The sequence below is a fragment of the Rhizobium sp. 2YAF20 genome (genome assembly GCF_052114685.1).
Classification (GTDB): Bacteria; Pseudomonadota; Alphaproteobacteria; order Rhizobiales; family Rhizobiaceae; genus Rhizobium.
In genome coordinates this window covers 1-22,120 of the sequence record NZ_JBFRFF010000045.1, presented here as the reverse complement: position 1 = coordinate 22,120, position 22,120 = coordinate 1, and the positions used below count along the sequence as shown (strand labels likewise).

Below are 22,120 nucleotides of genomic sequence, written 5' to 3'. Positions count from 1 at the left end.
CAGACAGTTCTGACAATGGTGGCACTGATGTCAGTGTTGCAAGTGTCACAAGTGATATAACTATTTGAAAATAAACGATAAAAGGGAATTATTTTGTTGGCAGGATAGCAGTTTTCGGTGTACGAAAACTGACATGTGCCCGATGGGCGGCCTAAAGGCTGATGAGCTCGTCCGGCAGTCGCCAGAGGGCGACCGGAGCGAGAAGAAATGAGCGAGACCTCGATTGCACAAAGGCGGGCGAACCGAACCAGATCGGTGCGTGTCCGGTTGTCGGAAGCGGAATTTGCCGCGCTGACGACGTTTGCGGAGGAGGCGCTACTCCCCACCAGCGAAGTGCTGCGGCGATTGGCGCGTGAAGCGGGTGGCTTTGGACCAACCTTCGAGGGCGAGGCGGCGCAGCGGCTTAAATCGACTGTGGTTCAGCTTCGCAAAGTGGGCGTGAACCTCAACCAGATTGCCCGGGCGCTGAACAGCGGCCGGGCTCCCGGTTACGAACATCTGCACGGCGGCGTGGAACGGCTCGCCAGGCTAGTTGTGCAGCACGAACGCGATCTCGACGACCTGCGCGCCAGGAGCCGTGCTCGCTCTCGGCGCCTGGTAAGCGCCGATGTTTGACGTCGACGCTTTCCTGGAATTGCTTGACGATATCGAACGGCGGAAGAAACGGCGGGCGTCGAGCAATTTCCAGCAGCAGGATCTCGACAGCCTCGCTGCCAGGAAAATTCGACAGAAGCCTGGACCAAAGCCGAAGCGTCGCCTCGGCAATGGCACGCCCTATACGGGCGGCAAGCCGCGTACGGGGTTCATTCCCGTTCCCATGGCATTCGAAGATGAATGGCGCAAGCGCCGCGGCGGGGGAGGCGCCGGCGTCTCTACCACTGGACGCGCTGGCTCATTTGGCAAGGCAGAGCCGGATTCCGGCTCAAACGTTGCCGCCGGCGGTGCGAAAGCGGGTTCGGGGATCCGGACTGCCGGCCCGGCCGAGCGCTTGGCGGTTGCGGGAGGTTCGCAGCCGGCCGTGGTCAAGCTGGTGAGTTATGCCGCCGGCAGTACCCGTGTCGGCAAGCTTCTGACCTACCAGAGCCGCAATGGCGAGTTGACCGTTGAGCGCGAAACCGGCGAGCAGGTTGCCGGTGGACCATGGATCCAAACGCTTGCTGATGAATGGGCCGAAGAAGATGGGCGCCAGCCATCGAAGGACGTGCTGCGACTGTCATTGACCGTCCGATCGAGCTCAGACGAGGCCGTGGGCGAGACGTTAAAACAGGCGTTGCCAGGCCACCGCTTTGCATGGCGGAGCGAGCCGAATGCTGTAGGGGAGGGACGGATCGTCGAAGTGGTTCTCAGTGCGGCCGCACGTGCCCATCCCGGTGAGCCCAAGTCGCAGCGCATCTATGACAATCGAAAATCCTTGGGCAACCTCGAGATACACCTCAAGGCATCGCTCAGTGCCGACACGGAAGTGCAGTTCCATGGTTTTGCCCATGGGGTCGAAGGGGTCGGGCGTTACCTCGCTCAGGTTCGCAAAGGGACGCGTCTTGCTGTGAAGTCGGCTCGCCAGGACAGAAACGGATCATTTGCCGATGATGTCGTGGTCGGTGCTGGCGCGACGTCGCTGGAAGAGGCGAAGGACTGGAAGCGTGATCTTCGTTCGCAGGAACGACGCGACGTCGCCCATATCATCTTCAGCGCCAAGCCGGGAACGCCGAGGGAAAGGTTCGTTGATGCTGTGCGTGCAACGCTTGGCCGAGAGTTTGCCGGGCATCGCTATGCCTTTGTGCTGCACGAGGATCGACAGCACCTGCATGTTCATGCCGCCGTCAAAATGCTGTCGGAGACCGGCGAGCGCCTTCATCCGCGGATCCAGGATTTTAAGCGCTGGCGTAAGACACTTGCCGAAGAGGCGCGCGAACGCAATATTCCGATGGACGCGATGAGCCGGTTCGAGCGTGCGAACCCTCCCGGCTATAAGCAGAAGGATATTCAGCGCGTGGAACGAGGCATTGCATCGGAAAACGTGCGCCGACGCGTCGAGGCGGTAAAGACGGGTGCCGTACACATTCCGACACGAGAAGAAGGAAAGCGCCATGCTAGAGCCGCAGCAAGCGGCTGGGGCGATGTGGCGGCCACTTTGCAATCACCGGCGGAGACTGCACCGGAAGCAGGCGTCTTGCGTCTCTATCGGGCGGAACGGCCTGGAACCCGCTCCTCAGTGCCGATCGTCACCCGCGATCGCGCGGCGGCGGCGGAATTGGCGCACCGATATGGCGGAACGCTGACTTTCATCGATGTTCACCCGAGCGAGATGCATCGGATCGCGCCGGCGCGTCGTCAATCTGGCATCGGCGGCGGCGGTGACCACTTCGTCGTGGCGCGAGACCTTGCAGATAGGATGCGCCCGCTCGTGCCGGCCGAGACGGTGACGGCAAGCGTCCTGCAGTTCCGTGAGCGCAGTGAGACTGCCGCCCATTCAATGGCGCAGAAGGCAATGGCGCAGAACGCCGGCGACCACCAATCCATCCGACATCAGCCAGGTAGAGCAACAAAGGAGACTGACGACATGGCAAACCTGAAGGTGATGAATACCTCTTTCGCGGAGATGGACGCCCAGATGGAGGTGATCAAGAAGCATCTGCCTGTCGACCAGCAGCCGCAGATCGAAAAGCTGGACGGCAAGCTGAAGCAGACCCAGCAGGAGATGCTGGCGACGCAGGAGAGTATCGAGAGGAAACGAGGCCTCGTCCAGGGTGAAACCTTTGTGCTGCCCACCAAGCACGAGTTCCGCCAGTTCGTCGCCGAAGAGCGCGGTGAGGTGATCCGATACATCCATCGCAAGGAAAGTGGCAGGATCGGCGGTGTCGCTTTCACCGATTATGGCGACAAGGTGGAGATTGCCGATTGGAAGGATCGGGAAGTGGTGCTGGCCGCCATGCAGGTTGGCTCCCGGAAATGGGGGTCGCTGACGATCAATGGTACGGAAAGCTACAAGACGGTGGCCATCGAGCTTGCCGCAGAACACGGATTCAAGATCACGAACTCCGAGCTGCAGGACAAGCTCGTCGCTGCCAGCGAACGGATCGCCAGGGACCGTGCCGACCGTGGTGGGATCTCAGCTGGTTTGCGGATCGGCGAGGTAAAGACAGAGGTGCAAGCCCAAGCAGCCGGATCGACGGCCACGCAGTCACCCCTCCGTGAGCCCAAGGCTCCGGTCATCGATGGTGATAAGGTAAAGCCTGCCGATCGCGATCGGGAATCGATGCTCGCGGCAATGCGCGAGGCGGCAAGGAAGTGGGACAAGATTACCGTCAACGGATCCGAACGCGACAAGGCCCTGGCTGTTGAGCTAGCTGTGGAACATGGCTTCAAGATCGGCAATCCCGAGCTACAGGACAAATTGACGGTCGCACGGGAGAAGGTGGAGCAACGCCGGAGACAAGACCAGGCTGGCGAAGAAAAGCGATCTGGCTTTGCCGAGGGATCGAGCATGCAGGGGCCAGGCCAAAAAACGGATGCTGAAATCGAGCTCGCCCTTCAGACTGTACGCGAGCGTACCGATGTCGAGGCGCAACGGGAAGTCCGCCAGGCCGAACGCAGTACGGCCACGAGCGAACGGCCGATCGACGGTGGCGGTGAGGACCACTCCTACCGAACGCAAGCTGAGGCGAATGCGGCTGTGCGTGCCGAACGTGCGGTCGACCAGAACCCGTCAAGGCCCATTCCGGCCGACGTGAATCAGTCGCCTGAGATCGAGCGCCAACGTCAAGCTCAGTAGGAACTGCTGGCAGAGAAGGACGCGAACCGCCAAGATCAGAATCGGAAAGAAACACAGAGACAGTCGCATAAGCCGCGCCAGCGGTAGTCGCTTGGGCTCGGGCAGAACGGGGCTCCGTGTGGCGAGGGTCTTGGTAATCGACAAAGAAAGAGCCGTCACGCCCGCGCCGAACGCGTGCAAGTGCGATGCTATTGAAATGAGCGAAAACAACAGCGCGGCCAATATGCGTTATGTGGGAATCGTAAAGCGGAAGCGGCAGCGCTTCCGGTGCGCACATCCACCAAACGGCGTTAGGCGCGTCAGACGGCGAAATGAAAGCCGCTCGGAACATGCAAATAGGTCACGTCATCGTCGCCGCGCATATCGACATGGCAGCGGGAACACATGGCCGTCTCAAAAATGGCGGCGATAAAGGCGCGGGGTTGGTAGGATCGCCAGCGGGAGGGGCGGCCAGAGCGAACAAGAAGCGGGATCGGCGGCGGCGTGCGCCGGAGCGACGCCAGCCACGGCAACCGCTGCAAGGCCGGTGACAAATTCGCGGCGGTCGATCATGCCGAATACTCCATTGAAGGGATGGGCGGCATTGAATCACGTCACCGGCCGCGCGTCATCACTTCGAGGGATCGTCGAAGGCAAAGAATTTTATTCCGATGCCTCACTTTCAAGGGCGGCGAAGGCTCCGGCGAAGAAGAGGCACCCGTGGCTGAAGAAAAAATCTCTTTGCAGAGAATGTCTTGCTTCATCAGGAACGCCCAGAATTTGCATCGCCGTTGGATGAGCAAATTTGGATAGCATTTTGAAGAAGAGCCTATAATGATCGCTAATCCCGCAATCTTCAGCTGCCTTGGCAACACTTTTGTAAGAGCCTTCCAAAGTTTCAATCCCTTCCGCCGCTGCACGCTGAGATAGTTCTTGTTTTCCGCTCGCAAGCGGACCGAGCCAGTCAGTCGATTGGGCTGTTGCTTGGCCCCATTTCTCGAAAGCACTAAAGAGATCGAGTACGTCGCGGCCAGCGTCCTCATAAAGACGACGCGCATGCACCCTGCTTGTTGTAAAATACTTAGACCACACCGATAATTCGAGAAGATTTCTCGCCCGCCAAGCGAGCAAGGAAGCATTCTCGCGTCCATCACTATAGGCAGTTTCTAGCTGGTGATATTCTGAAAATACCTGACAACACAGAGCGCCAAATAGTTGCACATACCACTCATTACCGTCGCCCGGCGTTGCAGCCAGACGTTTGATCTTAGCGTCCATGGCACCCCACCTGCCGGATGTCTTAACGTTGGCCGCGTCATCAACAAGCTTCGCGAATTCCGGATTCACAAGACACACTCCTTTTGATCCGCGATCTTCATATTGATCCGCGATCTTCATATTAAAATCCGCTCGACTTCATCCAGGTTTACCTCATCATCGCGACGATCGTAGAGCTGTGTGGTGCGCGTCGAAGAATGGTTTGCCATGTGCGCAGCCTTTTCGAGCGTCCCACCATTCTTGAGATAGGCTGTGATACCGGTTGCTCGAAATGTATGACAGCAGACGGCCGTATCGATCCCCGCCGCTTTGGCCCGCCGCTGAATCATCGCATAGGCATTTGCCTGGGGCAGGGGAGTTTCAGAAAGCGTAGCGGTTCCGCGCGCGATTGTGCGAAACAACGGGCTGTGCGGATGGTCTTTCAAACCGCCGGCCTCCATGTAGCCGTCGAGATAGGCCTCAAGTGTGTGATGGCATGGCATCTCGTGACGCTTACCGCCCTTCTCGTGTAACCGCACCCATAAGTGGCGGCTCTGCACATAGACGTCCCGGACTTTCATACTGAGAGCGGCGCCGATGCGCGCGAAGGAATAAGTCATCAAGCCAATCAATGCTCGATCGCGCTTTCCAGCGATCGTATCATCCGGAATACTGGCAAGCAGGTGCCGGGCTTCTTCCGGTGACAATACGGGTGTCTTGCCCTTTTTTGTCGAATAAGACGGCCCTCGCGCCGAATGAGCGGGATTAGTCGGCATGATCTGCCCTGTCACCATCCAATCAAACAGATGACGGATTGCAGCCAGGCGCAGTTTCACGGTCGGCACAGAATGGCTTCGACCGATCTCCTCAATCCAGGTGGCCACATGTATAGGCTGGATTGCCGTCAGCGCGGCAATACCCCGCCGATCGCACCAATCGAGGAACGCGGCTGCGGATCGCGCATAGGCTTTTCGGGTATTAGGATTGCGGATGTTCGCGGTGAAAAATTCCAGGAAGCGCCGCTTGGTCAGCGTGTCGCCTGCCACCATGGTCGGAAGGTCAAGGACAGCTGCCCCGAGGGTGACAATCTGGTTCACAGCCCTTCCTCCGGCTCCCGTTCATATAGTTGCAACGCCCACATAGGGTCGAGCGGCGGAGCGGGGAAATTGCCCTGACACGTGAGATTGATGAGGGTATCTTTCCTCATTTCCAGAAATGTCGTGTCATCTCCCAAATGCTCAATAAACCACCGATGAACAAAATTGCGGTCTTCGACCGGCGTAATATCAACCAGCCCACCATTAGGATGACGCAAAACGGAATGGGCGGTATAGCCGCGACTATCAGGGCCAAAGCTTGCGTAGCACAGCCATCCGCACACAGGGGCATACCCAGCGTGATGCGCGACCCAGTAATCCACATTGGCGTGGCACTCAGCGACCTTCGGTTTCCAGTTCCCGATGAACACATCTGGCTTGAACGGGACATCGACGGCCGCACCGCTTCTTGCGCATACATCGCGCTCGTATTCGTCCCGTGTCATGGTCGCCCCTGCTATATATGATAAAGCACATTATCATATATAGACCGGCCTGCAATGCGCCGGTCTAGTGCTATGGATTCCGGCGCAAAAATCCCTATTCTGCAGCGGCGCAAAACTCAGTCGCAAAATCGAAATTTCAATCGGTAGTTTCGCGACAAGGGCGACCCGGATCATGCATGGGCGTGCAGCCGCCGGAATCTCCGGCGCATGGACCTGCTTATGTCCTGGCAAAGCGTAGCCAGAGCGGTTCGAGTCTCAGACAGCCAGAAAGCTGCGTTGGGCGGGATGTAAGAAATCCCGCTGCAGTGTGACTATCTCTCTATGATCATGACCTGCCAAACGAAAACTTTCGAGTCGGAACTGCCCGAAGATGCCGATGATCGATACGCGCTGGCTGTCGAACTTCTCGGCAGCACGTTGGGGCGGCTGGCCGCTGGTTACGAAGCAGATCCCGCCGAACGGCAGGATTTACTGCAGAACATTCACTTCCAACTCTGGAGCAGCCTGAAGTCGTTCGATGGCCGGTGCTCACTCCGAACATGGACGTATCGTGTCGCCCCCAATGTCGCCGCGGACCATGTTGCGAGGGCCAGACGCTGGAATCATGCCGTCGATCTCGATGATCTTGAGAAGTACGATCCTGTTGATCCGTTGCCATCACCCGAGATGGACCTGGTCGAACGGCAGGCGCTTTCACGCGCATATGCCATCCTCGAGCGCCTCGGACCGATCGATCGGCAGGTGATGATCCTTTATCTCGAAGATGAGAGCGCGGCGACCATCGCCGAAGTTTCGGGGCTTTCGGCTGGCGCTGTCGCCACCCGTGTTCATCGCGTCAAGCGCCTCATAGCCGATCGCTTCAACATGGGAGGGGCTTGATGAGCGACGAACCGACTGCCGACAGTGACACTCAACATCACTGGAAGGAACAGTCCATGACAACCGCGACTATCACTCTCGACCAGGTGAAGAAACGCGAGCGGCAGTTCACCCGAACGACCAATCGCCGAAACACGCTCGAATATCTGACTGGAGGCTCGGCGGCGCTCTTTCTCCTGTTCATGGCCGTGTTCACCTTCATCACGGGCGACTCCGCCATCGACATGCTGATTGCCTCGGGCTTTGCAGCTCTGGTGACCGGCATGGTGTGCGTTGGTCTCCACCTCTTTACTAAAAGTCGTCGCATCAAGGGCCACAAGGACATGGCCGCCACCGGAATCGATCATTTGACGCGACGCCTTGAGCATGAGCGTGTCCAGCTCCGATCGGCTTGGCTCTGGTATGTCGGACCAATGATACCCGGCTTCGCCATGATCTATGGCGGTATGTTCCTCGCCGGCAAAGTATCATTCGCGTTCACTGCGGATGGACTGACATTCGCCTTTCTACTCTTCGTCGCCGTCCTCAATCGGCGCGCGGCTGCAAAACTCGAAGGCGAAATCGAGGATTTGCGCCGACATTTGAAATAACCGATGTCGACTGCCATGCGAGACGGAGTGCCTTTCGCCTCCTGTATCCTGATCTGAGCCGTGGGTGGGTTGACGTGACCATTCCCCGATCATATTAATTATACAGTGTATAAATATAGAGGCCGATATGATCAGCGGACATGTATTCATAGCCACCAGCCTTGACGGATTCATAGCACGCAGTAACAAGGACATAGGCTGGTTGCTGGAGCGTGACGACCCTTCCGAGGATCACGGCTATGACGCCTTCATCAAAGATATCGATGTGATCCTCATGGGGCGAGGCACCTACGAAGCCATTCGCGACGTGAGACCATGGCTCTACACGCGCCCGGTTTTGGTTCTGTCGAATTCCCTCCGAGACCAACAGATCCCGCCAGACCTTACTGGAAAGGTGCGGTTTTCTGCCGAGAGAACGCCGGAGCAGGCGATGGCTATGCTGGAAGCCGAGGGATGCCGGAGGGTCTATGTGGATGGCGGCCTCGTCATTCAGTCATTTCTGCGGGCCGGGCTGATCTCCGACATGGTGATCACCCGCATTCCGGTGCTGCTGGGACAGGGGCGCAGCCTGTTCGGCGCAATTCCCGCCGACATCCTCCTCATCCATGAGGATACCCGCGCTTTCGCTTCCGGCCTCGTCCAGTCGCACTACAGGATTGCGCCATGAACCGCCCGCCAGGACGCCCTCCTCGCGACAAGGCCATTCCCTCTCCCGATGACATGCTGGCCACCGCCCTGGACCTGCTGGATGCTACAGGTGCCGAGGCATTCACCATCAGGGCACTTGCCGAGCGGCTTCTGGTCAATCCGATGACTCTCTACCACCATTTCGGGGACCGCGACGGACTGATCGGGGCCATGTCGGAACGGGTCTATCGCGGTGTTTCTGCTCCAGCCTCTGGCACTCCTCTCACACGTATCGAGGCGCTCTTGCGTGACTATCACGCGCAGGTTTTGCATCATCCCGGCCTCACCTTGCTGATTTTCAGCCGACCATCGGTCTTTCCCGCGCAGGCACTGCGAATAACTGAAAGTATTGCGGCGCTGCTGGGGGGAGCTGGCCTGTCACCGCAACGGTCTCGGCTTTGGGTGAACATCCTCGTCGATTTCACCCATGGTGCCGCAGTCGCAACCGCGATGGGTGCCCGTTCCACGTCCGGTGCCCCCGGCCTGGACAATGGCTATGACGATGCCCTTGCCGAGCTTTTAAAAGCGCTGGCGGAGTAATTGTCGTCCTTTTTGCGAATTGATCGAAAGGCTTTCGATATGGCTACAGGAAGGGCGATAGGCATTGGTATCGGTGCGGCAGTGGGTGAACTGGTACTTGGCAACATCGCTATCGGGATAGCGGTTGGCACAGCGATTGGTGCCGCAGTCGGACACACGTTATCAAAATGAGACTAGGCCCAGTTGGCCACCGCCGGTACATGCCAACCATGCGATGCAAAAGCTGCAATCAACGGCTTGAGATAGGGTGAACCCGAACGATGGATTCTACTTTTGTGCTTTTTTCCGCAACTAGCCTTGATCGCGGCCTTGGGCCGATCAGAACAACTTGCAATTCGCCGGTCGTCCGTCGCAAATGCTCCAACTTTCGAACGCTGCAAAAGTCGGGCTAACATGTCGAGCAAAACTTGGGCAGACTGTCCCAAAACTAGGATCGTCGGGGCATCTGCTTGGAGGGGGCAAGTTCACAGGTTGCCCAAGATTGCTGAGGCTACGACAACCTCTGTTCCTGCCAAGCCGACCGAGCAGAACAAAGTCGTCTCTGCCGCCGATGTCCGGCCGAGCGCCGTTCCCGCGATGATATCAGAGAGCTCCACCACGCGTTGCTCGTTGCCTGAACCGGTTAGGAAGAAGGGCGACGCGTAGGAACGTGTCTGTTCGGAGGAATCGGTTGATATGATCTTCGCCGCATCGGCAATATCGAGCCCAAGCTCGTATCCCTGCAGGGTCTTCGGGCCAACGGTATTGATATGAGCGCCAAATTTCAAATCGGAGGCAGTGACCACCGGTCGGTTACTGGATGTGGCGCAGATGACGATATCGGCATCACTCACGGCCTCTCTGACGCTCTCTGCAGGTCTTATATCTATACCAAGCTCAAGCTGCATTTCCCGGGCGAAGACGGCGCGATTTATCTCATTACGGCTATAAACCCGAGCTACTGTGACTTCGCGAACGGCAGCCGCAGCTGCGAGTTGGGTTCGCGCCTGGAGTCCACTACCTAACACGCCGACGATATTGGCCTCCGGCGAACTGAGGTGCCGAATGGCCACTCCTCCGATCGCACCGGTCCTGATAGCACCCAGCCGCTCCCCGAGGATGATCCCTTTCAGCCTGGCATCGTCTGCAGACCAGACGGCAACTATCTGCGAGTGCTCGGCCCCATCGAATGTCTCGTAGACCCGAAAGCCTGCGAGTGGCCTCTCTCCAAGAATACCACCTACCGTAAAGACCAGATCCCCACTTCCTGGAAACGATACGTGATGTCTTGGCGGTGACACGGCCTTACCATGAGCGCGAGCGAGAAAGGCACCTTCTACGGCATCGATTGCAACTTTCATGAAGGAGCTACCTACCAGATCCTCGTCTTTCAAAATTATTGTCACGGCAAAAGCTCCAATGCGTCGGATAGTTTGCAACCCCAAGCGGCCTATAATCAGCTGTCCGTAGAGTTTTGGGACGCTCTGCCTGATTTACGCAAAGCTGATGGAAGGGCGATCGTGTGCGTCTCGTTGCCATATCGGCTGATGTTCAGAGGAGTGGGCACGGGAGAGCTCGAACGGCTGGCGGTTTCGCTTGAGATCAGAGAGCCACTTGTCCATTCGGATCCCGATGCAGTCGGCTTCTACCAGAAGCTGGGGTTTTCATCTTTCAGGTTCGAAGCTAGCGCTTTTAAAGCGTGCAGATGCACAAGGCGATCCGATGAGCGGTTTTGTGGCACTGAAGCTCTGCTTTGCACGTCTCTCGTCGGCTGTCAGGTTTGCACAGTAGGGCGCTCTTCTTGACTCTGCTGCCTCCGACTATTCTGAGCGCTTTCGTTGTCACGATTGTATTTGCCCCCTTTCAGCTCACCGGCGAGTGTAGGCGTTGATCTGGCTGCCGTTTCGTTAAGACTTTTTCATGAACGTAACGCAGTCGTTTCTCATTTAAATCTTTAAAGTTGCGCACAGGCAGGTGGCTCGCCTATCAGGCAAATGAACTCTCTATACGAGATTTAGGCATCACTAAATCTATCAGTAAAGCTACCACGGTTTTAAGCGGTTATGACTTGACAAACTAAAGCCACTGCATTGGGAAAATCGCGAGTTGTTTCTATTAAGTAAACAAACACTAAAGAGCCGACAATAATATATCAGTGCGCCAATACAACGCGCTAAGCCATTTATTGGCTTTTGAAAAATACAATCAGTGATACATTTTTATTGACATATTAAACGGTGTCGTTGGTCTGAATCGCGCGAAATATGCCCTGTTATTTGTCAAATCAAAAGAAACAACAATCGTCCAAGTGATTGATTTAAAATGAATTTTTTAATAGAAGTAATTCTACACTTCGCCTCTTTTCGACCATATTTTGGCTAAATCCTCGGTTGTGCCGATGCAGCCCCGTTCGTCGAGCGAGGTCAGTCGGCGAAACTGAAAGGAGAAGGAAATGACAACCGAACTCAACACCGCTTCGAAGCAGCACATGTCGAACACGACAGGCATCCTCTCGGGCGCAGATGACCGCGTTCTGGAAGCACATACTTACTCTGGGCCCGTGACCTACGAGCTCGATGACGACCTCATTTTCGACACCGCCCTGTCAACCATGCAGGTCAGTGTTAGCGCAGGGCCGTAACTTTCGATGAACGAAGGGCCAGGCTTGCGTGGCCCTTCTCATCCAATCGGAGGATAGTTCATGAGATCGAAGAACCTTATTTCAGCGTTTCCGTCGACGAAAAATGCGGAGCTTGCCCGACGTAACTTCTATTTCAAGATGTTTGGAAGCCTGGCTTACATGCTGTCTCTTGTAAAAGGCACTCGGACGATCGACCTCTCGGCAATGCTCACAAAACTCGGTAGCGTCGAGATACTCAATCCGCGTATTTTCTACCTGCACGACAAACTGCTACTGGCTCTGCGAGCACAAAATAAAACGTCCGTTGATCGAATAGTCGACTGCATTGCAGAGGAAGTGGCATCTACGGAGCGTAGAGCTGAAGCTGGCCCCGACGTCGCCTCACTCGGGGTTTCCGACTGGGAGACATTTATTGCCGAGAACTCGAAGGAACTCGGCGAAGAATATTTCCGTCAGCGCCCAATCATCGAGCCTGTATCCGAGGAAATTGCCCACGCTGAGCAAAGCAATATTCGTTCCGCGATCGCGCTGATCAGCGACTACTTTCCGGAGATGCGACAAGAGCTGGACGTCTTCTTGAACAAGGTGCGCATATTCCAGGGCACCGTAACAATGGGGATAACCGATGTTCGGATGTTTGGCTGCATGCTGATCCGTACCCCCCGTCCTGGCGTCAATCCGAAGCTCTATTACGGTGAGCATCTCACGCACGAGATCTCGCACATGTATCTCAACGCGGCCATGGCGATCGATCCGATCGTATTGAACGACCGTTCCGAGCTCTTTACCTCTCCAATCCGTCCGGATCCGCGCCCCATGCTCGGCGTATTCCATGCAACATTTGTGACGGCTCGTATCGTACAGTTGTTTGATAGACTTGCCACACACGACGGCGATAGGGAGGTGTTGGTTTATTTATATCAGCAAATCGACGAGCTCTCGGCTGGTATTCAGGAAATAGCAAAGGGGGCGAGGCTTACCGACGCCGGACACGATCTTCTGGGTGATTTCGAGGAAATCATCGATACTTGTACCTACCGTGACTACTGGTCGTCATTCGACAAATCGCAGGCTTATACCCACCGTTTTGGTGGAGAAAAGGTCTTTGAGCCGTCCTCGTATCACCCACTTTTTGCCGATCTGCGGGCTGAGGAGGTGAAACATGCCGGTTGACAACGCCAATTTCCACGCTTTGCATGCCGATATCCGCGTTAATGGGTGGACGACCGTAAGTAAAGCAAACCAGTTCGTCTTCGACACAATCACAGGACAGCTGGCATCGACCTTATATGACAGCGACATACGTCTTGATAACTCGAAGACTCACAATGTCGCCAAACCGCAGGCGATACCGTATCATTGTGATAGTCCACGAGCATTCTATATCGCTTGGATATGCGTTGATGCCGGTCAACGTTCCGTCCCTCTCGACATCGTCGACACGCTGGTAACATTAGATCTGTTGCCGCAGCACACGATCGAAATTTTGAAATCTATTCGGCTTGGCTTCAACTGCCGTGTGAGCAACCGTCTGTGTTCGATGCCGATTTTAAGCGTGTCGGCAAACCAGAAGACCACAGTCTTCTTCAATCCCTGGAACATCCCCAAAAACCTTACCGATGAACAATACGATGCAATCGAACAGTTTCAACAGGCGATCGACAAGAGCCCATCGAAGCAGGTTGCGTTCGAAACCGGTGATATTCTGATGATAGACAACCATCGGATGGTTCATGGACGACAAAGCCTAGATCAGGGCTCGACGAGACATTTGATTAGACGCTTGATGTATGTGCCGGGGGATACGCTGCCTATTCGAGAGGTCAGGACTCCAACCGTCAAGACACATTAGAAGGCTTTCGACCGATGGCGACAAAGGTTTCCCATGAGCGAGACTGGCCGGTGCGGACAAAGGTGAGTTATTCTGATGACGTTCCAGGCGTTTGGCACGCGAAAGCAGGCATGGTTGCCATAAAGCCAGGCTCGCAAAAGCGGTTCTTCTTTGGCTTTAGCGCAAAGAAGGACTGCCAATCGGCAGAGGCCACTGCATATTACGAATGCGTCGAGCGCTTTCTTGGCAGTAACGTTGCTTATAGTGATGATGAACTGGAAAAAGAACTCTTGGTCTTTTCTGCCAGCAACGATGCAAGGATCGCCCAGATCAAAAGAAGCGAGGTGCTCATTGGGGCTACGCAAGAAAAAGGACGCAAGCGAAATGCAACGGGCCTTGCTCTGGGAACGCCACTTCACTGCGCCAGGGAACATGCCATAAACGAGGTGATCGAAAGACACCTCGTAGCACTGTGGTGGCGCGGACGGCTCGCACTGGAAATCCAGTTTGTCGAGGAAACGGAAACGGAGTTGTGTTTTCAGGGCGTGGCCGACCTTTTTGGTGGATCACTTGCTGTCTCGGGTCGCATTACCTTGGTCCGTCCACAGGCCTGCTTTGGGAGTGCGTTCCGGCAAAATGCGTCTGAGGCAATGGCTCATGCGATTGAGGAGCGCCAAATGTTGCAGGCGAGCTTGGCGTCTGCGAAATCTTTTGGGCCGCGCCATTCCCGTTTGATCGATCCTGCGCTGACGGAACTATACCTGAAAAGGAGCCGCATGCTGATTTCCGGATTAGGCATGACACGGACTGCTATTCCGCGGCCGGAGCTCACCTATTGCGAGATCTTTCGCAACGAGAGCGTCCATGTCGTCCGAGCGTTCGCGAACGACGCAGATGACATCTCATATTTTTCTCCCGATGAACCGAGTCCCTTCCTATGATCAAGCCAAACCTTTTCCTCGTGAGCGCCTACGCACCGGGTATCGTGGCAATTCTCATCACGACCGTGCTGGGGATGAGCATGTTGAGCCAAGCCAATACGCTGGGCTCCTCTTTAATCTTTAGCTTACCTTTTATCTCGTCTGTCGTGCTACCGCCATTGTTTTCAAGGATTCTTCGCAGCGTAAGCGATCCCGCGCAGACGAAAATTCAGTTTGCGTCTCGAACCTGCTTTTATCTGGCTGCTGGCTGCTGCTTGACTTCTCTAAATGTACATTCCGGACTTACCTTTGTATTTTACGGATTGGTTCTCATTGTAGCGTCTCTCGACCAGGTACTGACAAGCGTCGCACCGGTCTTTGCCAATGCCGTTTATGGGTACAGCTACACGCGTTCTTCAGCACTCGCTAACATTTTGGGTCGCGCCGCGCAGGGGATAACCCCTCTCGTCGCTGGCTCGTTTAGTCAGCACAGCGGCGGGGGGATCTTCTTTATCGCACTCTTGGTCGTGGCCGGTTTGTCATTTTATTATCCGATGCGGATCAACGCGTTTGATGCGCCGACCAAACAGGGACCTACAGCGTCGAGATCGGGAGGTTTCGATGTCTGGGCAATATGGTTTATGTTCTACAATTTTCTGATAAATTTCTCACAAGGCGCAGTCTCGTTTCTTCTGCTGGCCGTGTCTCCTGGACTTCGGGGGCCTGCGTTGAACGGCACGCTTTATGCGACTTTCCTGTGCGTACAAATAGCTTTGCTGTTCAGCATCGGACCAAAAACTTGGCTTGAGGGTAACTTGGGAAAAGTTCTCGCTCTCTCTGCAGTAAATGGATGCTTGATCGTGGTTCTTGGTTTCGCCTTTTCGACTCAGCTGGCCTATGTACTTGTAGCTATCATCGGTATCGCCTATGGGTTGTCGATACCACTTTTCTCCGATGCAATTTTCAAAAAGCTCAAGGGACCACGATTGAAGGAATATCTTTCTTATGGAAAGAGCTCTAGCAGGGTCGCATCGTCCTTGTCGATTTGGGGAGCTGGTATAGCACTAACATCGAATATTACGCCGTCGCATCTGCTTTCGATATATGGTGCATTGCTGCTAGGTTCTTGTCTAATCTTGCTTCTTTTTGCTTCGACCTTGAATAGAGATAAAGAGGAAGACCCTACCAATCGACAGTTCGCTCCGATCGAGCCTGGAAGCGCGACCAGAATGGGTGCCTCGACCCGCAAAAGTTGACAGAGCATACAACGAGGCGTACCGCTATCTTATGACATCTATTTTTATCCATGGCTGCGCAATGATGCCGCTCTACAACATGAGCGGAAATAGGACATCGCGCGACTGAGCTTTAACGGATGTCCGTCCGCTTCTAACGGGGGCGGAATGTGATGTTTGAACCGCCTCGATTTGAAAGAGAGGTTCAAAATGAACGAAGAACATTCCCACAAGCCTGTCCGATACGTCACCACTGCAATCCCGTATGTCAACTCAGCTCCGCACGTGGGATTTGCGCTCGAGGCCATCCAGGCTGATACTTTGGCGCGCTACTATCGGCTAAGCGGCGGGCAAACGCGTTTCCTGTCAGGCACCGATGAAAATAGCATCAAGAATGTGCAAGCGGCGCAAGCAGCCGGCCTCCCAATAGAGAGTTTCATCGAGCGGAATTCGAGCGTCTTCCGTGACCTGGAAAACGTGCTGGCGCTTTCCTACGACGATTTCATTAGAACGAGCAGCGACGCGAGACATCTGCCTGGCGCAACGAAGCTTTGGAGGAGGTGTTTTGATCGCGGCGACATCTACAAGCGCCAGTATGAAGGTCTTTATTGCATAGGGTGCGAACAGTTTTATAAGCCAGAGGACCTGTGCGACGGCCGATGCCCTGAGCACGGCACGAGGCCCGATCTCGTCAGCGAGGAAAACTGGTTCTTCCGGCTGAGCCGTTATCAGGATCAACTGAAGCAGATTTACGCAACCAACCAGATAGAAATTCTGCCCGAGAAACGACGTAATGAGGTGCTGGCGTGGCTCGAAAAAGGACTTGAGGACTTCAGTATATCCAGGTCGCAGCATCGCGCGCAAGGATGGGGGATACCTGTACCGGATGACCCTGAGCAGGTCATGTATGTGTGGTTCGACGCTCTTGCGAATTATATTACCGCTCTTGGCTATGGTGCGGATGAAGACTTGTTCTTTCGCTACTGGCAAAATAGCCAATCGCGCGAACACTTTATAGGAAAAGGAATAACCCGTTTCCATGCGCTTTATTGGCCGGCAATCCTCCTCTCAGCCGGAATTGCACTTCCGACGCGACTGTTTGTTCACGGATATGTGACGGCAGAAGGAAAGAAAATAGGTAAGTCAGCCGGTAACACTGTCGACCCCGTCCCAATCGTTGCGCAATTCGGTACTGACGCGCTGCGATATTATCTTTTGCGGCACATTCGATCGACCTCTGACGGAGATTTTTCAAAAGAGCGCCTGGAGCGTGCATATGACAGCGAACTTGCCGGCCAGCTCGGAAATCTGGTGCACAGGGTGCTCAGTATGGTGGAACGCTATTTCAACGGATCCATTCAGGATTGCGAAGCTAACGATATAAAAGATGATCGACTTATTGTCAGTGGGGAGCGCTTGATGAAAAATAGCGGCTCTTTGGTCGAGTCCTATACATTTGACAGACTTCTTGATGAAGTTTGGGGATTTGTCGCCGAGTGTAATCGATATGTAGCGGAAGAAGAACCTTGGGCGCTTGCTAAAAGCAAGGATGAAAATGATATTCTACGGCTCAAGACTTGTCTCTCTAGCTTGTCAGGTGGACTCTTTATCATAGCTAAGTGTATCGCTCCAGTTTTACCTTATACGAGCAGGGAACTTCTAAAAAAATTGGGCGCGAGTACCACTAATTGCGACTTAGGCCAGCTCCCCGCCCTGAGGATCTCAAGAGGCAAGCCCCTGTTTCCAGCTCGCCATGATCGCTCATTGAGCAGACAAATGAAATCGTCGGAAGGCTGAAATTGGCGGAGCCATGACTTCCTGCAAGAAGCTCAGACGTGCGAGACGGTTTGGGGTTTTTGAATTTCGCGTGGTTGTCGCAAAATTGCTAAGATCTGCGACAGTGTCAACATCCTCGGCTCTGGCGCTGCCTTCACTGGCATGTGTGAAGAGGTCGGCAAACCCCGTCCGCGCGTGCATTTCCAAGATCAGCTCAGGCAGATCGAGCCTGGGCAGTCGGGCATCGACTGCCATGCGGAGCGCGATCAGGCTCGCGGGCTCGTCGATCTTTTCCAGGCGCTCTACGGAGAGGTCGGGACCGGCCGGAGTGCTGACAATCGTCACCGCTGCGTTCTCCGGCACCCTCCCGGCTGTCTCACGGTAGGCGAGATCGAGCCTGCGCGACAATCCAGCAAGCTCCTCGTCGGCCGAGACCGATACACCAACGGTGCGGCAGATCGCCGGTCGGGCGGCCTCCCACGCCGCTCCCGATAGCAGACCCTTTCTCGGGTCGGCATAACGTAGCGATCGAACCGGAAAAACATCGCGTCGGCGGATTGCGCGGCGAAGCCCGTCGAGAACGCAGAGCCGAGATCAAGACCAACAAGCAGTGCCGGTGTGTAGGCGATTTTGCGAGGATGCTTTCTGAGCTCGGTGAAATAGGTGTCGTCATGGGGCTCGGCAAGCGTCCCGACGCGCTCGGCCGCAGCGGCCAGCGCGTCGCTGCTGAGAAGCCGGAATATCGCGGCGCGGACCTCTGCATCAGGTGTTTCCGGATCGAGGACAACGATCGCCGCGTCGCGGAGCTTCAGTGCAGCGGCGTCAAGGTCCCGCAAAGAGCGTAGCCTGGCCTCCTTCGAGGCCGTAGCCGCTTGGGTGAACATCGATGTCGTGACTGCATCGAACAAATCAATCACATCGTCTCCAGCTGATGCCTCCAGGGTCTGGATGAAGGCCAACAGCGTGGCGGCGCGCCGATCGGGTGGCAGACGCGCGACCGCTTGTGCCTTTGCGGCGACTGCGAAACGCGCCAAAGACGAAACTTTGCCCGGCGGCAGCCGATCGGTCGAGGGAAGCTCGTTGGTGATGGCACGAATCTCTGCCAGACGTGCAAGCGCGCGGCTGATCTCCCGGCCGCTCTGTATATAGGGCCCGTCCCGCAGTCGGTCGAGCGGGCTCTGCCTCAGGCTCTCCGGAACTTCCACAAGGCTGTCGAGGCGCGCGCGCTGATCGGGCGTCAATGCCTCGATCAGCGCGCGATGCAGACGGGCGTTCGCACGAGTCCGCACCCTTGCCACGGCGCGCTCGAGAACGGACAGGCCTGGAAGCAGAACCTTGGCCTCAAGCAACCAGGCGACCGCCCGGTCAAATATAGCCGAAGGTCGGTCAGATCCTGTCCAACACAGGGCATATAGGAAACGGTTGAGCCGGAAGCCGACGCCGCGATCGGTGTAGGTTCGGTAGCCATAGCGCTGGCGAATTCGGAGAGCATGTCGCCAGCGCCCCTCGCTTCGTGCATATTCGGCGATCAGTTCCTCATGGCCGGGGAGCGAAAGCTGGTGGGCGGTGAAGCGCAGGGCGGAGTCAGGCACCTCTCTCGGATCTTCGAGAAAAATCCCGAGCATGCGTAGCGATCCGAGCTGAACGGCAACACCCAGGCGATTGTGGTCGCCGCGGTGCGTGGCGACGAACGCGCAATCAACGTCGTCGAGATGAAAATAGCGGGCCAGTTGATCCGGCGTCGGCTCTCCAGTGAAGCGGCCATACTCCCTGGCCTGGCTTTCGGTCAGGAAACCAACCGGCATGGTCTTTAAACCTGTGCGGCAGTTTCGCGCTTTGTACGGCGCTTGGCGAGGAGTTCGTTGGCCCGTTCGCGCGGCTTTCCTTTCGCATCGACATAGGCATAGAGCGTCGATAACGACATGCCGAGCTGTGCGGCGACATCGCGCGCGGCATTGTCCTGGTCGGCCATCATCGCCATTGCCGCTTTGAGTTTTTGCAGGGTCATCACACGCGGGCGTCCACCGGCTCGCCCGCGTGCGCGGGCCGCCGCCAGTCCCGCCATGGTGCGTTCGTATATGAGATCACGCTCGAACTCCGCCAGCGTCGCAAAGATACCGAAGACGAGCCTGCCGGTCGTAGTGGTAGTGTCCACGTCACCGGTTAGCACCTTGAGCCCGATCCCGCGCTTCTGTAGATCGCTCACCAGACCGACCACGTGCGGAAGCGAGCGGCCGATGCGATCGAGCTTCCATACCACCAGCGCGTCACCAGCCCGACTGATCTCAAGTGCCTTCGCAAGGCCTGGCCTTTCGGTAGCGCGCCCCGAGCAAACATCGTTGTAGATCTTTTCGCACCCGGCACGCTCCAGCCCATCGCGCTGAAGATCGAGATTTTGCTCGCTGGTTGAAACGCGCATGTAGCCAATCAGCATATCCATTCCCCACTTCCATATTAACTTAGACGCAGGGGAGTTTATCGGCTATAGGTTTCTGCACGGGTATTTATGAAATTCGCAGCCTTCTCCGGCTGCTTTGGGGTCGGCTCCACATCTTCGCATCAAACCGGGGTTTGTTGGAGCGGAAGCGGTGGCAGGAGTCGACCTCATTTCGGCCATTCAAAGCCGATTGATAGAAAGCCACATGCGGCCTATCGCCTTCAGGTGGATTGCAAGGACATTAGACAGCCAACTGAAATCGACGCTGAGTGATCTCTGCTTCGCGAGATTTCGAGAAGACCCGAACGTCCTCCAGTCGGCTGAACCCTAAGCGTGTGAGAATTGCCGCTGAAGCAGCGTTGTCGTCCGCGCACCCCGCTCGTACCGAGGTCAGACCGACATCTTCCATAGCGAACCGGACTAGTTGTCTCGCAGCTTCCAAGCCGAAACCGCGCCCCCAAACCGTCCGGTCGAGCCAATAGCCAATCTCGCCCTCGCCCTCGCCAATGTCGAAGACGTCGCAAACGCCAATCAAACGGCCTTCCAAGGTAATCGCTAGCCGGTAGGCGGTGCCTTCACGCCACTCATCGGGGTGACCTTTGAACCAGTTAGTCATCTTCTCTGGATCAGGCGGAATCGTTGCCGCAACCAGGTTGCGAGCGACCTCGGGGTGAGACCTGATCTCGAGGGCACGTTTGACGTCGTTCGGTATAGTTGGACGTAGCGCCAGGCGCTCGGTCAACAAACGGATGGAAGGATCATAGTCCATTCTTGATCTCCGAAACAGCTCCAGACGACCCAACTGGACAATGGTGGGCGGATGAGTCCGCGGCCACAAAAATCAGCAGCTGGCGAAATTAATTTGGACACTATGACGACCAGCCAGAGGTCCGCAATAGCGGGCCTGTCTCCAAAAGCCGACAGTCCGCAATCAACGCCCTTTTCTGCTGGTTCGACGGACACATGCTTCGTCCCCTGACGGCAGCTCGACCCTCATGTAGGTTTTCTGTTCCGTTGCTACTCAACCCCCGACTACTGCTGTCGACGACTGCGAGCCGCCACGAAGAGCAAACGTCTCAATAAGGTTCCGCGCCTAGCGCCGGTACTCCGGCTGAAATGCCATCTGAGCGACGACTTTTGTCGCGTTACCACGGCCACCGTATCGGCCGATATATTCACCCTTGTCATCTGGCGACGGCCTGTCCACGCGAAAAAGCTCCCATTTCTTATCGGCGGTTGGCGACAGCCGGTAGGTACGGCCATTCGTGCGACAGTAAAAGTCAGGCGCTCCCCGCAACTGTGTCCATTTACAATCCGCGCCAGCGATCAATCTGGCTTCGGCGGCATCCTGCTCTTCAATGCGGGCCTGCTTGTAGCGCTGCTCGCGCTCAACGCGTAGGCGCTCCTCCTCTTCCAAAACGAAATTCGCGATACGGCCGATGATTGCCGACAGCTCTGTGCCAAGTTCCTTCTCTTCATTGAAGATCGCCAAGCATCCCTCACGAAGGTCATCGTTTGGGTACGAAGTATAAGGTTCTTCTTCGATGGCCTTCATCCGTTGCGCAACGTCCGTGGAAGTCAGCTTCGGACCCGAAAAGAGATTTAGGTAGTCCCTGAGGCTGTCAGTTGGAATCCAACATCCGACGGCCGATTTTATGAGGACCTCGCGCTCTCCCTCCCACTTCTGCCAAATACCGCTGCCGCGATCGATGCTCTTCAGGATCCGACGCGAGATTGAAAGGATAGCTGCCGGGTCGCGAATATGCCGTAACGATGGGCTTGAAACGTGCTCCTTCACCAAATCTTGCAAATTCCGAGGCAAGCCGCCCCCTGATTCCGAAATGATGCCGCCCCCCAATTCCGAGAATTAACCGCCCCCTCGTTCCGAGATGATGCCGCCCCCTGGTTGGGGTGTTTGTCGGGGTTTCCTGCTGGTGAGAAGCTCCTCCTTTCGGTGCGCTGAGAGGAAGGAACGCGATGCCAGCGGAGAGATTGAATATGCGGCTTGTCCGCGAGATTCTAAGACACAGATTTGAGGGAGGGCTCGGCCACAA

General features: G+C 56.0%; 22 protein-coding genes. 12 read left to right on the top strand and 10 right to left on the bottom strand.

The window, feature by feature from the left end; translation table 11 throughout:
* Positions 1 to 207 precede the first annotated feature (207 nt).
* Complete coding sequence (locus AB4Z52_RS30925; RefSeq protein ID WP_442221688.1) at positions 208 to 615, top strand: plasmid mobilization protein; 408 nt, start codon at positions 208 to 210, stop codon at positions 613 to 615.
* Positions 608 to 3,772, top strand: coding sequence for an LPD7 domain-containing protein (locus AB4Z52_RS30920; protein ID WP_442221687.1), 3,165 nt, complete (start codon positions 608 to 610; stop codon positions 3,770 to 3,772). The genes AB4Z52_RS30925 and AB4Z52_RS30920 overlap by 8 nt, the downstream gene beginning before the upstream one ends.
* A 393-nt stretch (positions 3,773 to 4,165) precedes the next feature.
* On the opposite strand, the gene AB4Z52_RS30915 is transcribed toward AB4Z52_RS30920, so the two are convergent.
* The 4 genes from AB4Z52_RS30915 to AB4Z52_RS30900 all read right to left on the bottom strand — a co-directional run bounded on the left by AB4Z52_RS30915 (position 4,166) and on the right by AB4Z52_RS30900 (position 6,551).
* Positions 4,166 to 4,324 carry a twin-arginine translocation signal domain-containing protein gene (locus AB4Z52_RS30915; RefSeq protein ID WP_442221686.1) on the bottom strand — a complete coding sequence of 53 codons (159 nt, stop codon included), beginning with the start codon at positions 4,322 to 4,324 and terminating at the stop codon, positions 4,166 to 4,168.
* 90 nt (positions 4,325 to 4,414) lie between these two features.
* Entirely contained in the window at positions 4,415 to 5,149 is a 735-nt protein-coding gene (locus AB4Z52_RS30910) for a DUF5677 domain-containing protein (RefSeq protein ID WP_442221685.1), read from the bottom strand.
* A complete protein-coding gene (locus tag AB4Z52_RS30905) occupies positions 5,146 to 6,105 on the bottom strand; it encodes a tyrosine-type recombinase/integrase (protein ID WP_442221684.1) in 960 nt (319 codons plus the stop codon). The genes AB4Z52_RS30910 and AB4Z52_RS30905 overlap by 4 nt, the downstream gene beginning before the upstream one ends.
* Positions 6,102 to 6,551: a hypothetical protein gene (locus AB4Z52_RS30900; RefSeq protein ID WP_442221683.1), complete on the bottom strand. Its 450-nt coding sequence runs from the start codon at positions 6,549 to 6,551 to the stop codon at positions 6,102 to 6,104. The genes AB4Z52_RS30905 and AB4Z52_RS30900 overlap by 4 nt, the downstream gene beginning before the upstream one ends.
* A gap of 327 nt (positions 6,552 to 6,878) precedes the next feature.
* On the opposite strand from AB4Z52_RS30900, the gene AB4Z52_RS30895 reads away from it, so the two are divergent.
* The 4 genes from AB4Z52_RS30895 (at position 6,879) to AB4Z52_RS30880 (ending at position 9,247) form a co-directional block, all read left to right on the top strand.
* Positions 6,879 to 7,430 (top strand): RNA polymerase sigma factor, encoded by a 552-nt coding sequence (locus AB4Z52_RS30895; protein ID WP_442221682.1) that lies wholly within the window; start codon positions 6,879 to 6,881, stop codon positions 7,428 to 7,430.
* Positions 7,430 to 8,020, top strand: a complete 591-nt coding sequence (locus AB4Z52_RS30890) for a hypothetical protein (RefSeq protein WP_442221681.1) — start codon at positions 7,430 to 7,432, stop codon at positions 8,018 to 8,020. Before AB4Z52_RS30895 ends, AB4Z52_RS30890 begins: the two co-directional genes overlap by 1 nt.
* A 127-nt stretch (positions 8,021 to 8,147) precedes the next feature.
* The gene (locus AB4Z52_RS30885; protein WP_442221680.1) at positions 8,148 to 8,687 is read left to right on the top strand and encodes a dihydrofolate reductase family protein; all 540 of its coding nucleotides are present in this window, start codon (positions 8,148 to 8,150) and stop codon (positions 8,685 to 8,687) included.
* Positions 8,684 to 9,247, top strand: coding sequence for a TetR/AcrR family transcriptional regulator (locus AB4Z52_RS30880; RefSeq protein ID WP_442221679.1), 564 nt, complete (start codon positions 8,684 to 8,686; stop codon positions 9,245 to 9,247). Before AB4Z52_RS30885 ends, AB4Z52_RS30880 begins: the two co-directional genes overlap by 4 nt.
* A gap of 464 nt (positions 9,248 to 9,711) precedes the next feature.
* Here AB4Z52_RS30880 and AB4Z52_RS30875 read toward each other — a convergent pair whose 3' ends face one another.
* Positions 9,712 to 10,632, bottom strand: a complete 921-nt coding sequence (locus AB4Z52_RS30875; protein WP_442221678.1) for an ornithine cyclodeaminase family protein — start codon at positions 10,630 to 10,632, stop codon at positions 9,712 to 9,714.
* 1,046 nt (positions 10,633 to 11,678) lie between these two features.
* Between AB4Z52_RS30875 and AB4Z52_RS30870 the strand changes: the two genes are divergently transcribed.
* From AB4Z52_RS30870 to metG, 6 genes are all read left to right on the top strand, one after another.
* The gene (locus AB4Z52_RS30870; protein ID WP_442221677.1) at positions 11,679 to 11,867 is read left to right on the top strand and encodes a hypothetical protein; all 189 of its coding nucleotides are present in this window, start codon (positions 11,679 to 11,681) and stop codon (positions 11,865 to 11,867) included.
* A 60-nt stretch (positions 11,868 to 11,927) separates the two neighbouring features.
* Complete coding sequence (locus AB4Z52_RS30865; RefSeq protein ID WP_442221676.1) at positions 11,928 to 13,040, top strand: aKG-HExxH-type peptide beta-hydroxylase; 1,113 nt, start codon at positions 11,928 to 11,930, stop codon at positions 13,038 to 13,040.
* Positions 13,030 to 13,719: a TauD/TfdA family dioxygenase gene (locus AB4Z52_RS30860; protein ID WP_442221675.1), complete on the top strand. Its 690-nt coding sequence runs from the start codon at positions 13,030 to 13,032 to the stop codon at positions 13,717 to 13,719. Before AB4Z52_RS30865 ends, AB4Z52_RS30860 begins: the two co-directional genes overlap by 11 nt.
* A 14-nt stretch (positions 13,720 to 13,733) precedes the next feature.
* The gene (locus AB4Z52_RS30855) at positions 13,734 to 14,639 is read left to right on the top strand and encodes a YcaO-like family protein (RefSeq protein WP_442221674.1); all 906 of its coding nucleotides are present in this window, start codon (positions 13,734 to 13,736) and stop codon (positions 14,637 to 14,639) included.
* Positions 14,636 to 15,874 (top strand): hypothetical protein, encoded by a 1,239-nt coding sequence (locus AB4Z52_RS30850; RefSeq protein ID WP_442221673.1) that lies wholly within the window; start codon positions 14,636 to 14,638, stop codon positions 15,872 to 15,874. The genes AB4Z52_RS30855 and AB4Z52_RS30850 overlap by 4 nt, the downstream gene beginning before the upstream one ends.
* A 189-nt stretch (positions 15,875 to 16,063) precedes the next feature.
* Positions 16,064 to 17,650, top strand: coding sequence for a methionine--tRNA ligase (gene metG, locus AB4Z52_RS30845; RefSeq protein ID WP_442221671.1), 1,587 nt, complete (start codon positions 16,064 to 16,066; stop codon positions 17,648 to 17,650).
* Here metG and AB4Z52_RS30840 read toward each other — a convergent pair.
* From AB4Z52_RS30840 to AB4Z52_RS30820, 5 genes are all read right to left on the bottom strand, one after another.
* Positions 17,615 to 17,974 (bottom strand): hypothetical protein, encoded by a 360-nt coding sequence (locus AB4Z52_RS30840; protein ID WP_442221670.1) that lies wholly within the window; start codon positions 17,972 to 17,974, stop codon positions 17,615 to 17,617. The two genes, metG and AB4Z52_RS30840, sit on opposite strands and share 36 nt — an antisense overlap.
* Positions 17,971 to 19,434: a DUF4158 domain-containing protein gene (locus AB4Z52_RS30835; protein WP_442221669.1), complete on the bottom strand. Its 1,464-nt coding sequence runs from the start codon at positions 19,432 to 19,434 to the stop codon at positions 17,971 to 17,973. The genes AB4Z52_RS30840 and AB4Z52_RS30835 overlap by 4 nt, the downstream gene beginning before the upstream one ends.
* Before the next feature lie 5 nt (positions 19,435 to 19,439).
* On the bottom strand, positions 19,440 to 20,063 hold the full coding sequence (locus tag AB4Z52_RS30830; protein ID WP_442221709.1) for a recombinase family protein: 624 nt from the start codon (positions 20,061 to 20,063) through the stop codon (positions 19,440 to 19,442).
* A gap of 244 nt (positions 20,064 to 20,307) precedes the next feature.
* On the bottom strand, positions 20,308 to 20,835 hold the full coding sequence (locus AB4Z52_RS30825) for a GNAT family N-acetyltransferase (RefSeq protein WP_442221668.1): 528 nt from the start codon (positions 20,833 to 20,835) through the stop codon (positions 20,308 to 20,310).
* A 324-nt stretch (positions 20,836 to 21,159) separates the two neighbouring features.
* Positions 21,160 to 21,621, bottom strand: a complete 462-nt coding sequence (locus tag AB4Z52_RS30820) for a hypothetical protein (RefSeq protein WP_442221667.1) — start codon at positions 21,619 to 21,621, stop codon at positions 21,160 to 21,162.
* Positions 21,622 to 22,120 lie beyond the last annotated feature (499 nt).

What these genes read in the sequence shown, in the direction of transcription:
- AB4Z52_RS30925 (WP_442221688.1), top strand. Translation starts at nt 208, where the DNA reads ATGAGCGAGACCTCGATTGCACAAAGGCGGGCGAACCGAACCAGATCG.
- AB4Z52_RS30920 (WP_442221687.1), top strand. Translation starts at nt 608, where the DNA reads ATGTTTGACGTCGACGCTTTCCTGGAATTGCTTGACGATATCGAACGG.
- AB4Z52_RS30915 (WP_442221686.1), bottom strand. Translation starts at nt 4,324, where the DNA reads ATGATCGACCGCCGCGAATTTGTCACCGGCCTTGCAGCGGTTGCCGTG.
- AB4Z52_RS30910 (WP_442221685.1), bottom strand. Translation starts at nt 5,149, where the DNA reads ATGAAGATCGCGGATCAATATGAAGATCGCGGATCAAAAGGAGTGTGT.
- AB4Z52_RS30900 (WP_442221683.1), bottom strand. Translation starts at nt 6,551, where the DNA reads ATGACACGGGACGAATACGAGCGCGATGTATGCGCAAGAAGCGGTGCG.
- AB4Z52_RS30895 (WP_442221682.1), top strand. Translation starts at nt 6,879, where the DNA reads ATGACCTGCCAAACGAAAACTTTCGAGTCGGAACTGCCCGAAGATGCC.
- AB4Z52_RS30890 (WP_442221681.1), top strand. Translation starts at nt 7,430, where the DNA reads ATGAGCGACGAACCGACTGCCGACAGTGACACTCAACATCACTGGAAG.
- AB4Z52_RS30885 (WP_442221680.1), top strand. Translation starts at nt 8,148, where the DNA reads ATGATCAGCGGACATGTATTCATAGCCACCAGCCTTGACGGATTCATA.
- AB4Z52_RS30880 (WP_442221679.1), top strand. Translation starts at nt 8,684, where the DNA reads ATGAACCGCCCGCCAGGACGCCCTCCTCGCGACAAGGCCATTCCCTCT.
- AB4Z52_RS30870 (WP_442221677.1), top strand. Translation starts at nt 11,679, where the DNA reads ATGACAACCGAACTCAACACCGCTTCGAAGCAGCACATGTCGAACACG.
- AB4Z52_RS30865 (WP_442221676.1), top strand. Translation starts at nt 11,928, where the DNA reads ATGAGATCGAAGAACCTTATTTCAGCGTTTCCGTCGACGAAAAATGCG.
- AB4Z52_RS30860 (WP_442221675.1), top strand. Translation starts at nt 13,030, where the DNA reads ATGCCGGTTGACAACGCCAATTTCCACGCTTTGCATGCCGATATCCGC.
- AB4Z52_RS30855 (WP_442221674.1), top strand. Translation starts at nt 13,734, where the DNA reads ATGGCGACAAAGGTTTCCCATGAGCGAGACTGGCCGGTGCGGACAAAG.
- AB4Z52_RS30850 (WP_442221673.1), top strand. Translation starts at nt 14,636, where the DNA reads ATGATCAAGCCAAACCTTTTCCTCGTGAGCGCCTACGCACCGGGTATC.
- metG (WP_442221671.1), top strand. Translation starts at nt 16,064, where the DNA reads ATGAACGAAGAACATTCCCACAAGCCTGTCCGATACGTCACCACTGCA.
- AB4Z52_RS30835 (WP_442221669.1), bottom strand. Translation starts at nt 19,434, where the DNA reads ATGCCGGTTGGTTTCCTGACCGAAAGCCAGGCCAGGGAGTATGGCCGC.
- AB4Z52_RS30830 (WP_442221709.1), bottom strand. Translation starts at nt 20,063, where the DNA reads ATGCTGATTGGCTACATGCGCGTTTCAACCAGCGAGCAAAATCTCGAT.
- AB4Z52_RS30825 (WP_442221668.1), bottom strand. Translation starts at nt 20,835, where the DNA reads ATGGACTATGATCCTTCCATCCGTTTGTTGACCGAGCGCCTGGCGCTA.
- AB4Z52_RS30820 (WP_442221667.1), bottom strand. Translation starts at nt 21,621, where the DNA reads ATGAAGGCCATCGAAGAAGAACCTTATACTTCGTACCCAAACGATGAC.